We start from the raw sequence: 11,531 nt of genomic DNA on the forward strand, positions 1-11,531 counted from the left end.
GCCGCCAATTGCGGCAGCTTCAGGTACGCCCTTTCAACAGGGTTGCCAGGGCGATGGTCAGGCCAACGGCGATCGCCATCGCAACCAGCATGGTAATGGCGACGCCCGCCTGTTCGAGCAACCCCGCCATCGCCAGGTAGAACGCAATCACCCCCAGCGCACCGATGGCATTGCCCCGCACCATTGCCGCCATCCCGGCGCGGCCGCCCTGCATGTGAGCGAACACCACCAAAGGCCAGGCGATCACCGGGATTGGTGCCAGCATGCCGCTGGTCGCCGGCCCCAGCCAACTGGCCAGGCCGGTGGTGAGCATCAGCAGCGAGGTGGCGGACACCATGCGCAGCGGGATCTCCCAGTAGCGATGCCGGGGCCGGGTGAAGGTGTCGGGACTGGGCTCGCGGCCGCTGACGCGGATCAGCACGCCGATCAGCAGCAGCGCCATGCCGATCGACAGGTACAGCTCACCCCAGTGGGTGAAGGCATAGGCCGCGAGGCCATAGAACAGGATCGCCAGCGATACCGCCGCAGCGATGCCGAGCTTGCGCGTGGCGAACAGGTAGAACGCGTAGGTGGCCTGCACCGCGGCCAGGCCGCCCAACGCACCCGGCACCGCGCCCAGGGCGAAGGCCGTGCCTTGCTCCAGGCACAGGAAGGTCATCACCAGCGCCGAGGTGATCGGCAGGCCGGACAGCAAGCCGCCGAGCAGGCCGCCCCAGCGCCGCGAAGCGAGTGAGATGGCCCACATCAGCAGCGGGGTGACGAGGAGTTTCAGGTAGAAGAGGGTCATTGCGCGCAGTTCCGGTTCTGCAAGGGGGCGCCCGCCGTCGGTATTGGGTGGGGCGCGGGTGGATCAGCCGCGGCTGGCCTCCAGGGCCTGGGCGAGGTCGGCGATGATGTCATCGCTGTGCTCGATACCAATCGACAGGCGCACCATGTCTCGCGGCACACCGGCCTTTTCCAGCTCGTCGTCGTTGAGCTGGCGGTGGGTGGTGGAGGCGGGGTGGCAAGCCAGCGACTTGGCGTCGCCGATGTTCACCAGGCGCACCACCAGTTGCAGCGCATCGATGAAGCGCGCCCCGGCGGCCTGGCCGCCCTTGATGCCGAACGACAGGATCGAGGCCGGCTTGCCGCCGGTATAGCGCTGGGCCAGTTGGTGCTCGGGGTGATCGGGCAGGCCTGCGTATTTCACCCAGGCCACCTGGTCGTGTTCCTGCAGGTAGCGGGCAACCTTGAACGCGTTCTCGGTATGGCGCTCCATGCGCAGGGCCAGGGTCTCCAGGCCTTGCAGGATCAGGAAGGCGTTGAACGGCGACAGCGCGGCGCCGGTGTTGCGCAGCGGCACCACGCGGCAGCGGCCGATGAAGGCGGCGGGGCCGAAGGCTTCGGTGTAGGTGACGCCGTGGTAGGACGGGTCGGGGGTATTGAGCAGGGCGAAACGTTGCGTGTGATCGGCCCAGGGGAATTTGCCCGAGTCGATGACGATGCCGCCGATGCTGGTGCCGTGGCCGCCGATGTACTTGGTCAGCGAGTGCACGACAATATCAGCGCCGTGCTCGAACGGGCGGCAGAGGATTGGCGTGGCCACGGTATTGTCGACGATCAGCGGCACGCCGTGGCGGTGGGCGGCCTCGGCCAGCGCCGCGATATCGACGATATTGCCGGCAGGGTTGCCGATGGACTCGCAGAACACCGCCTTGGTGCGTTCGTCGATCAGCGCCTCGAGGGCGGCGATGTCGTCGTGGGCGGCGAAGCGGGTGGTGATGCCCTGGCGCGGCAGGGTATGGGCCAGCAGGTTGTAGGTGCCGCCGTACAGCTTGGCTACCGAGACGATGTTGTCGCCGGCCTCGGCGACGGTCTGGATGGCATAGGTGATGGCGGCCATGCCCGAAGCCACTGCCAGCGCGCCAACCCCGCCTTCGAGGGCGGCCATGCGTTGTTCGAGCACATCGTTGGTGGGGTTCATGATGCGCGAGTAGATGTTGCCGGCCACCTTGAGGTCGAACAGGTCGGCGCCGTGCTGGGTGTCGTCGAAGGCGAACGAGGTGGTCTGGTAGATCGGCACGGCCACCGCCTTGGTGGTCGGGTCGGGGCTGAAGCCCGCGTGGATGGCGAGTGTTTCCAGCTTCATGCAATCGTTCCTTGAGCGTGGGGTGGAAGCGGTCGAGCATGGAGTGGGCTGGACGCGCTGGTCAAGGGGTCAAGGTGGGGGGACCTGGCAGTTTTGCCAGTAGTTGCCGGAGGGAAGCCTGCGCCATCATCGGCGCACGCACCTGGCCATGTGGGCGGTGCACGCTCAGGAGCCATGCTATGTCGACCCTGATGGTCGCTTCATCGTCTTTCTACGGCGCTGCCTTGCTGCTCGTTCTGTTTGTGGGCGTGGTCTACAGCACGCGCAAACAGTTCATGCCCTATCACAGCGTGGCGCTTTCACGCAGTTGGCGCGATCTGGATGACGCTCAGCGGCTACTGCTGCTGGCATTGATCCACTTGGTTGGCTGGGGCTGGATGGTCATTGCCTTCGCCGGTTTTGCCTTGTTGGGCGCCTGGCATTACCAGCCCGCGCAACCTAGCCTGCTTATGGCATTGCAGGCGTTGATCACGCTGGGCACTGCGCCGGTCATCAGGGTGTCCAGCGGGGTCAGGCAGCGTACGGGCGCCGCGCCGCCCATTTATATCGGTTGGATCATTCTGTGCCTGAGCCTGGCCGGTTTTCTGCTCGCCTGGCCGCTCTTGTCGCAATCGTGATGGTGTGGAGTGCCATCGAGCGCGCATCCCTCTGGATGCCGGACACAACGCTTGGCAAGCGCTGCAGGCTGGTTGCCAGCAGGCATTTACTGCCCATTCAGCCGCGTGGTTTCTTCGTCCAGATACCCCAGTAAGGCGGCCACCTCCGTTTCTCCCAATCGCATGTTGGGCATCGCCAACTGGTTGTACTGCGCGAACAGCAGCATCGCCAACGGGTCTTTCTCCGCCAGCATCCTGTCGGGCTCCATCAGCCAGCGCTTGAGCCAGGCCTCGTCCCGCTGCCGGGTCACCCCCAGCAGATCCGGGCCGATGCCGTGGGTGGCGCCTGGCTCTGCGTCGCCCAGGGTATGGCATGACGAGCAGCGGGTCCTGAACAGTTGCTCGCCTTTGCTCGGCGGGCGGATGTCGGGGGCCTGGGTGTAGTCGCGGTGCTGGGCGCTGGCGGTTTTCCAGTTGTGCAGGCTGTTGGCCAGGCGGTCGGCGAGGATGTACGGGCTTTCGAAGGGCGAGGCTTTCATCCAGCGGCCGGTGGCCTGGTTGCCGATTATCAGGCTGAGGTTATGGTCCTTGCTGCGGCCATTCTCCAGGCCTTCGATGTACAGGCCCAGGCTGCGGCGCAGCTGTTCGATGTCGGCGGCCTCGCCGGTGAGCAGGGTCCAGCCGGGGCCGATGGCGAATTTTTCCGCGTAGCGCTTGAGGGTGGCGGGGGTGTCATTGTAGGGATCGATGCTGATCGAGTAGATGAAGATGTCCTGGCCGACGCGTTCGCCCAGCAGCTTCTGTACCTGGCGCAGGCGGGCGGTCTCCACCGGGCAGGAGTCGCCGCAGCCGGTGAAGATGAAGTTGATGGCCACCACCTTGTCCTTGATCAGGTCGTCGAAGAAATGCACCTGGCGGCCGTCCTGGGTGAGCAGGGGGATGTTGGGGAAGTAGTTGGCACCCCAGGGGGTGGAGGGCGTTGCGCGGGTGCTGGGGGGCAGCGACCAGGCGAGGCTGAGGGTGAGCAGCAACAGGAGCAGCAGGCGGAGGAGGCGGGGCATGGTTTTACCCTCTGGTCAGGGGCAGGCCAGGGCAGCGTGGGAGCGGGCTTGCCCCGCGAACACCGGCAGAGCCGGTGCCATGCGGTGCGTTCATCGCGGGGCAAGCCCGCTCCCACGCCAATTCCCTGTCGGGTCTTGGCGATATCAACGTATGCTCAACGGTACCGTCACGCTCTGCCCCAGCGCTGACTTGACCGTTACCGCCGGCGGCGAGGCCGGGCCGCTGCCGGTAGTGGTTACCGATAGTTTCCAGCGCGCCCCGGAACCGCTGGCGCTCAGCGCTGCCAGGCCCAGGTCGAGCGGCCCGCTGGTGGTGTTGGTGGTCACCCGGATGCTGTTGCCGGCGGCTACCGAGGTGGTGCCGGAGATCTCCCAGGTCCAGCGGCTGTTGCTGCGCAACTGCACCGAAGCGCTGCTGACCTGGATCTCGTCCATTGGCACTGCGGGCGAGACCGCGATGCTCACCGTGGCCGGGGCCACGGATTCGAGGCCTTTGGCGTCGCGCGCGGCGTAGGTGAAGCTGGCGGTGAACGCCGTGGCGACGGTGGCCGGTGGGGTGTAGGTGACCTGGGTGCCGTTGCTGCTGACCGTGCCCTGGCCGGAGTCGGGCTGGGCCAGGCTGCTGACGCTCAGCGGCAGGTTACCGTCGGGGTCGGTGTCGTTGGCCAGCACGTTGAGCACGATCGGCCTGCCGGCCATGGTCGCGGCGCTGTCGTTGACCGCCACCGGCGGCTTATTGCTGTCGTTGCCCGGGCCGCTGCTCGAGGTGCGGAAGGTCGGCAGGGCTGCGGAGTTGACATACTCCACGCCATCCCAGCCAGGCAATGGCGTCGGCATCATCTGGAACTGGCCGGGGTGCTCGAGGTCCCATCGCAGCAGCATCGAGGTGTCTTCGTGCTGGGTGTTGTGGCAGTGTTCCATGTAGGTGCCGGCGAACTCGCGGAAGCGAATGGCCATTTCCACTTCTTCCGAAGAGTCGCTGTCCGGGCCGATGCGGTAGACGTCCTTGCGCGCCCATTTTTCCCATTCCGGCGGGGCCTTGCCGTCGCGGCTGAGGATTACCCCTTCCTCGAAGTGCACATGCACCGGGTGGCTCCAGCCATTGCCACCGTTCTTGATCTTCCACACTTCCAGGGTGCCGTCGCCGCTGAAACCGCCGTCGGTGGCCTCGTTGGCCAGTTGCGGTGCGGCGCTGATACGCCGTGGGTCCATGGTGTAGCCGAAGCCGCCGTCGGTCTTGATGGTCCAGGGGGTGCTGTCGGTGCCGTCGGAGCGGCCGAAGATGAACTCGCGGTGGCGGGCGGCCTTGATCTTGACCTGGTCACTGGCGCTGTTGCGGTCGATCGGCAGGGGAATCATCACCAGGCCAGCAGCCTTGCCGGGCTTGGCCGGTTCATACAGGCTTGGGTCCATGCTGAGGTCCTGGCCGGCGTAGGGCTGCACGATCAGTTGCATGAACTTGCCGACCACCGGGTCGCCGCCATCCCATTCCGGGCCGTTGCTGGTCTGCTTGATCACGGGCTTGTACTTGCCCGACAGCACGTCGGCCAGGGCGATGGGTTGTTTCGGGCCCTTGCCGGTCTCGTGTTCCATGAGGTTGACGAAGTAAAGCTTGTCGCCGACCTTGATCCCGTTCCTGGCGAAATTGATGATGATGTCGTAGCGCTCGGCGATGCCCTGCAGCGGCAGGATGGCGTTGTTGTCCTGCAGGCTGCCGTCGCCGTTGAGGTCGAGGGTGCCGTCGAACGGCACGGCGTGTTCCATGATATTGCCGTCGTTGGCGATCATGTGGAACGGCACGCGGGCATAGGAGACGTTTGAGCCGCTCGGGCCTTTGAATTCGCCGCTGTTGCCGGCGATTTCACGCACCACGGCAAACTTGAAGTAGCGCGACACCGAGCCGTTGAGAATGCGGAACCGATAGCTGCGTGCGCGCACCTTGAGCTTGGGTTGGTACTGCCAGTTGACCAGGATCTGGTCGCCGAGGAAGCCGTCGGTGTTGAACGGGTTGAACCACAACTGGCCGTTGGCGTCCCACGCCTTGTCGGCGATCACCAGGTTGACGTCGTAGTCGCGGTTGCCCCACGGCATCGCCGCGCCGCTGGGGAAGCGCAGGTTGACGCCGTCCTGCAGGGCCTCGTTGCCACGGTCGATGGCCGAGTAGTAGTTCATCATCACCGCGTTGCCCTTGTAGACGTTCTGCGCGGTGAAATCGAGCATGTGGTCGTGGAACCAGTGGGTGCTCATGGTCTCGCGCCAGTCGCCGCGGATCTTGATGCTGCCGTTCTCGCAGGTCTTGAGGCCCGGGGAGGCATCGTTGACGTACAGGGTTTCGCCCGGCGCGCAGGGGAAGGCGGCGCGCGGGTCCTGGGCGTGGGTGTTGATGGTGTCGTAGCCGGCCAGCTGGATTGGCCAGCGGTAGTCATAGTACTGGCCGGGGAAGAAGTAGGCGTTGGCGAAGCCGTCGCTCTCGGCCGGCGAGTGGCCGTTGTGCTCGTGGGTGGAGATGGTGTGCAGGCCGAAGCCGTTGTTGGCCGAGGGGTCGATCGGCAGGGCGTTGTAGTGGCGCATCAGCACCGGTTGGCCATAGCGCACCATCAGCAGCTTGACCGGGAAGGTGCCGTCGAAGGTCCACAGCGCCTTGTGGCCCTGCAAGGGCATCTTCGGATGGAAGCGGGTATCGATGCCCTTGGTGGTGCCCAGGGTGGTGGGGATGTCGGAGGTCTGGTAGTACAGCCCGCCGGGGGCGAATTCGCCCTTGGCGTAGTTGTGCAGTTGCTTGCGGTCGCGCAGGCCCTGGTTGATGCGCGCGCCGGCCTGCGCGGTCTTGAAGGCGGCCTGTGGGTAGAACTCGTTCCAGCGCTGGTGCGACCAGCCTTTTCCTGGCGGGCGGCCCTCGGCGGGCGAGCCGACCCCGCTGCGGTTGAGGAACATCTCGATCTGCGCCTTCCACGGGTTGCGGTCGAGCACGTTGGCGTACTGCGACGGGAACGGTGTCAGCCCCGGCTGGGTGAGGAACGCCTCCAGGGCATTGCCGTTGGGGCTGCTGCGCGCGGCGTAGTCTGGGTCCTGCGCGGGCGCGGCACCGATCACGGGGGGCGGGAAGGTCAGGCTGTAGGGTGGGGTGGCCGGGTCGAGTTTCTCCGGGCCGAATTCTTCGAACAGCAGCAGTTGCTGGGTGAACGGCTCGGCGCCGAACAACGGGCTGGGCTTGCCGTTGGTGGGGTACTTGCGTGAAGTCTGCAGGGTAGGGGGCAGCACGTTGTTGCTGGTCACCGTGGCGCGGGTGCCGTAGGCACCGTTGCTCAGTTCCAGCGACCCTTCGTTGGCCTCGGGCATCGATTTCAAGGCTTCCAGGGCGGCGGCCTGGGCCACTGGGTCGGCGGCCGGGTCGCTGAAGGCGGAAGGGTCGGTGGGCGGTGGTTGGCTCACGTCGTCAAGCGACCCAGCGAACACGTTGGCCATCCCCAGGCTGAGCAGCAGCGCCGTGAGGGAGGACAACCTGAACACCTGGGTCGATGTTGCAACTGGTTTCTTCATTGCCGTATGCCCCGTGTTGTGCAGGTTGGCATCTGTTGCCACTGCGATAAGTGGCGATGTGCCTTGAACAGGGGTCAGCAACCGCTGTGCCAATCGGCAAATGGCTAAACGCCACGTGTTTCAAGATGTTGCAAGAGTGCGAATGAGACACGCTCGGGCAACTGCCACAAACCTGGGGATAGACACCCAGGGCTGGGTGGGGAATGCTCCCCACTTCACGAACACCAGGTGGGCTAGGCTCCTGTCGCGGGCTTGCCCCGCGATAGTGTCGCCACAGGCAGCCAGGCCTTGCCCGAAACCGGTGTTCTTGGCACCCTTGCCTGCCTTGCGTCTCGTCACGCCCATCAAACAAGGAACCTTCAAGGTGAGTTGGGAGAAAGTCGGTAAATCCCTGGTGGGCCTGCTGGCCCTGGTTGCCGTTGCCGCCACGCTCTATATGACGTTGCGCGACGACGACCGCCTGCAGGCGCGCCTGACCTACGCCCATCTCACCTACCCGGGCCAGTTCAACGAGCGCATCAGCCAGGCCAACGACCTGCTCAAGTACGAGCGGCTGCATGCCCAGATCAGCGAGATCGGCACAGGCGCGCTCAGCCACCCGCAGATCGACAAGCTGGTCGACCTGGCCCAGGCGCCGTATCTGCACCTGTTCGCCAGGCCCTTCGAGGCCGGCCTGGTGGACCACCGCACCGGTCTGCTCATCGAGCTGTCCAATCCCTCCCGTGTACCGCTCAAGGCCGTGCACATTCGCCTGCCGGCCAAGGGGTTGGTGCAGGTACGCGATGCGGCCGGCAACGACACGCTGGTGCCGACGCCGACCAGCAGCATCGACCTGCCGGCTATTGACGGGGTGAACGAGAGCAAGGTCTGGGTGTACTTCGACGCCGACTACTCGCAGATCCGCCAGGGTGGGATCAGCATTCGCGATGCCGATGGCAGTGCCGATATCCAGGTGGTTCGTGAAGTGACGGGGTTCCCGGCGCTGCTGGCGCGTTACAGTCAGGTGGTGGTGGCGGTGTTCGCCGTGCTGGGGCTGGGGTTACTGGCGCTGGCGTATGTCTGGTTGGGGCGGGCACGGGTTGCCGGGGTATCACATAGCCTGTAGGCGATAGACCTATGGCACGCCGGCTTGAAAAAGACCTGAATTCAGACCAATCTATGGCTCTTGAATGAGGGCGATCGATATGCAGAACATCTTTGCCGACGTGACCGTCAGCGTCTCGGAACTAAAGAAGAATCCTACGGCGGTGATGGCCGATGCGCAGGGGAAACCGGTGGCCGTTCTCAACCATAATCGCGTCATGGGTTACATGGTGCCCGCTGAACTCTACGAGGCGATGATGGAGCGACTGGAAGACATGGAACTTGCGGCATTGGTAAAGGCGCGTGCGGGAGAGAAAGGCATCCCGGTCGAACTGGATGACTTATAAGCTCGAGTTTCTGCCTTCGGCGCTGAAAGAATGGAAGAAGCTTGGGCACACCGTGCGCGAGCAAGCCAGGAGAAAACTCAAGGAGCGTCTGCTCTCCCCCAGGGTTGGGGCGGATGCAATGCGTGATTTGCCTGACCATTTCAAGATCAAGCTCAAGGCCAGCGGCTATCGGGTGGTCTACCGCGTCGAGGATGATCGGGTGGTTGTCGTGGTCGTGGCGATAGGTAAGCGCGAACGTGGGCAAGCCTACCGCTCGGCCGCTGATCGCCTATAGGATTGCCGCTAGATCACAGATGTGGCGGCCGACAGCAAGGTCTCGATAAACAGGCTTTCCGCTCGACTCATACGCTGGTCCTTGTTCCACAACAGGTGGATGTCGACGTCGGCGATGCCCTCCTGCGGCGGCAGTTTCCACAACAGCCCCGCGTCGACATCCGGCGCCACCACATGCTCGGGCAGGCAGCCGATGCCGAAGCCGGCGATCACCAGGCGGCGCACCTCTTCCAGGCTCGGCGACGAGGCGACGATGCGCCCGGCGAAGCCCTGCTGGTCGCGGAAGATGGTCAGCGGCGAGAGCATGCCGCCAATCTGGTCGCTGGTGAAACTGACGAAATTCTCCCGCTGCAGGTCGCCTTCGGCCTGGCCGAACAGCGCGTGGTGCTTGCCGCAAAAGAACGCGTAGCGCTGGCGCAGGAACAACCGCTGCTCCAGCCGTGGCTGGGGCCGGCGGTTGAGGCTGAGGCCGGCGGTGGCGGTTTTTTCCTGCAGGGCGGCGACGATGTCGGAGCTGCGCATCACGTCGATTTCCAGCTCTACCCGCGGGTGCTGGCGGTGAAAGTCGGCGAGGAAGTCGTCGAAGCGTTCGCTGACGATACGGCTGATCATCAACAGCCGCACCTTGCCTACCAGTTCGTCCGCCGGCTGCTCCAGCAGGCCGCCGATCTGCGACATCTGCCCGTACACCTCGCCGGCCAGCTGGAACAGCTGCTCGCCCACCTCGGTCAGCACGAAGCGCGGTCCACGGCGGGCGATGAGCTGGCGCCCGAGTTGCTCTTCAAGGCGCTTGAGCGCCTGGCTCACGGCGGGCTGGGTAAGGTGCAGGCGGGCGGCGGCGCGGCTGATCGACAGTTCCTGGCCGATGACGCGGAAGGTGCGCAGCAGGTTCCAGTCGAGGCGGTCGTTGAGCAGGCGGTCGGGCATGGTCGGGCTCGATGATAAGCGTGGTTAATAATTCGAATAATAAATAGAAAATTGAATTATAGGCGCCCGCGATGAATGATCTCCAGCAGTGCGGGCCTCATCGCGGGGCAAGCCCGCTCCCACAGGTGCCTCCAGGTCTTGATGGAGACACAGGCCTGGTGGGAGCGGGCTTGCCCCGCGATAAGGCCGCCCAGGCGCCGCCAGAGCGCCACCGTGACCCGACAACTCCTGCCAGAAAAACAACCAAAGGAGCCACCCCATGAAGCCCGCCGCTTCGCCCCAACCGCGCCGTGCCGCCGCCGCCGCGTTCATCGGCACCATGATCGAGTGGTACGACTTCTACATCTATGCCACCGCCGCCGCGCTGGTGTTCGGTGCCTTGTTCTTCCCCTCGGACAACAGCCTGTTCAGCACCATGGCTGCTTTCGGCACCTTTGCCGTGGGCTTCTTCGCCCGGCCCTTGGGCGGCATCATCTTCGGCCATATCGGCGACCGCATCGGGCGCAAGAAATCGCTGATCATCACCTTGCTGATGATGGGTGTGGTCACCGTCGCCATCGGCCTGCTGCCGACCTACGCGCAGATCGGCGCCAGCGCGCCGGTGCTGCTGGTCCTGTTGCGCGTGGTCCAGGGCATCGCCGTGGGTGGCGAGTGGGGTGGGGCGGTACTGATGGCCGGGGAGCATGCGCCCAAGGGCCGGCGCAACTTCTTCGCTTCGTTCGCCCAGCTGGGTAGCCCGGCAGGACTGATCCTGTCGTTGCTGGCGTTCAGCGCGGTCACCCGCCTGCCGGAAGAAGACCTGATGAGCTGGGGCTGGCGCGTGCCGTTCCTGGCCAGCGCGCTGTTGCTGCTGGTGGGCCTGGCAATCCGCCTGGGGGTCAACGAGTCGCCCGAGTTCCTCGCCAGCCGCGAGCACGCCGAACAGGCCCGGCGCAAGGAGCAGGCACCGGTGCTGGAAGTGTTGCGCAGCGCCTGGCGGCCGCTGCTGCTGTGCATCGGCGCCAACACCCTGGGCATCGCCGGGGTCTATTTCACCAATACCTTCATGATCAGCTACACCACCCAGCAGTTGCACCTGGAGCGTTCGCTGATCCTCGAATGCCTGTTCTTCGTGGCGATCATCCAGTTCTGCGTGCAGCCGTTGGCGGCGTGGCTGTCGGAGCGACTCGGCGCCACGCGCTTCCTGGCCCTGATGGCGCTGCTGGCGATGGCCTCGCCGTACCCGATGTTCGTGTTGGTGAGCAGCGGCGAAGGCCCGCTGATCGTGCTCGGCATCGCCCTGGCGGCGGCGTGCATGGCGTCGTTCTACGCAGTGATCGCCGGCTATGTCAGCGGCATGTTCGCCACCCGCGTGCGCTACACCGCGATCTCCCTGGCCTATCAGGTGTGTGGCGCCATCGCGGGTGGCCTGACCCCGCTGATCGGCACCTGGCTGGCCCACAGCTTCAGCGGCCAATGGTGGCCGATGGCGGTCTTCTACAGCTTGATCGCCTGCACTTCCCTGGTCTGCGTGCTGGCGCTGGCGCGCCGCTACGCCCTTGGCCGGCAGCTCGAGCTGGCCTGAATCTGGAGTATC

At 65.1% G+C, this 11,531-nt stretch carries 10 protein-coding genes; 5 read left to right on the forward strand and 5 right to left on the reverse strand.

Going from position 1 to position 11,531, the window contains the following annotated elements:
- Nucleotides 1-19 precede the first annotated feature (19 nt).
- On the reverse strand, nt 20-787 hold the full coding sequence (locus ACVWY1_RS12395; protein ID WP_277503489.1) for a hypothetical protein: 768 nt from the start codon (nt 785-787) through the stop codon (nt 20-22).
- 63 nt (nt 788-850) lie between these two features.
- Complete coding sequence (locus tag ACVWY1_RS12400; RefSeq protein WP_102685020.1) at nt 851-2,128, reverse strand: bifunctional O-acetylhomoserine aminocarboxypropyltransferase/cysteine synthase; 1,278 nt, start codon at nt 2,126-2,128, stop codon at nt 851-853.
- 179 nt (nt 2,129-2,307) lie between these two features.
- Between ACVWY1_RS12400 and ACVWY1_RS12405 the strand changes: the two genes are divergently transcribed.
- Nucleotides 2,308-2,745: a hypothetical protein gene (locus ACVWY1_RS12405; RefSeq protein ID WP_457378335.1), complete on the forward strand. Its 438-nt coding sequence runs from the start codon at nt 2,308-2,310 to the stop codon at nt 2,743-2,745.
- A gap of 86 nt (nt 2,746-2,831) precedes the next feature.
- On the opposite strand, the gene ACVWY1_RS12410 is transcribed toward ACVWY1_RS12405, so the two are convergent.
- Together ACVWY1_RS12410 and ACVWY1_RS12415 are read right to left on the reverse strand one after the other, a co-directional pair.
- Nucleotides 2,832-3,785, reverse strand: coding sequence for an SCO family protein (locus ACVWY1_RS12410; RefSeq protein ID WP_457378336.1), 954 nt, complete (start codon nt 3,783-3,785; stop codon nt 2,832-2,834).
- A gap of 144 nt (nt 3,786-3,929) precedes the next feature.
- Nucleotides 3,930-7,325 (reverse strand): Ig-like domain-containing protein, encoded by a 3,396-nt coding sequence (locus tag ACVWY1_RS12415; protein WP_277503492.1) that lies wholly within the window; start codon nt 7,323-7,325, stop codon nt 3,930-3,932.
- Nucleotides 7,326-7,689: 364 nt separating this feature from the next.
- On the opposite strand from ACVWY1_RS12415, the gene ACVWY1_RS12420 reads away from it, so the two are divergent.
- The 3 genes from ACVWY1_RS12420 (at nt 7,690) to ACVWY1_RS12430 (ending at nt 9,029) form a co-directional block, all read left to right on the forward strand.
- Nucleotides 7,690-8,430 (forward strand): hypothetical protein, encoded by a 741-nt coding sequence (locus tag ACVWY1_RS12420; RefSeq protein ID WP_277503493.1) that lies wholly within the window; start codon nt 7,690-7,692, stop codon nt 8,428-8,430.
- Between the two features lie 79 nt (nt 8,431-8,509).
- Nucleotides 8,510-8,755, forward strand: coding sequence for a type II toxin-antitoxin system Phd/YefM family antitoxin (locus ACVWY1_RS12425; RefSeq protein ID WP_046857823.1), 246 nt, complete (start codon nt 8,510-8,512; stop codon nt 8,753-8,755).
- A complete protein-coding gene (locus ACVWY1_RS12430; protein WP_046856044.1) occupies nt 8,745-9,029 on the forward strand; it encodes a type II toxin-antitoxin system RelE family toxin in 285 nt (94 codons plus the stop codon). Before ACVWY1_RS12425 ends, ACVWY1_RS12430 begins: the two co-directional genes overlap by 11 nt.
- Nucleotides 9,030-9,037: 8 nt before the next feature.
- Here the strand turns inward: ACVWY1_RS12430 and ACVWY1_RS12435 are convergent, their stop codons facing one another.
- Nucleotides 9,038-9,955 (reverse strand): LysR family transcriptional regulator, encoded by a 918-nt coding sequence (locus ACVWY1_RS12435; RefSeq protein WP_277503499.1) that lies wholly within the window; start codon nt 9,953-9,955, stop codon nt 9,038-9,040.
- 259 nt (nt 9,956-10,214) lie between these two features.
- On the opposite strand from ACVWY1_RS12435, the gene ACVWY1_RS12440 reads away from it, so the two are divergent.
- Nucleotides 10,215-11,519: an MFS transporter gene (locus tag ACVWY1_RS12440; RefSeq protein ID WP_139671477.1), complete on the forward strand. Its 1,305-nt coding sequence runs from the start codon at nt 10,215-10,217 to the stop codon at nt 11,517-11,519.
- Nucleotides 11,520-11,531 lie beyond the last annotated feature (12 nt).

Source organism: Pseudomonas sp. TE6288 (assembly GCF_054062095.1).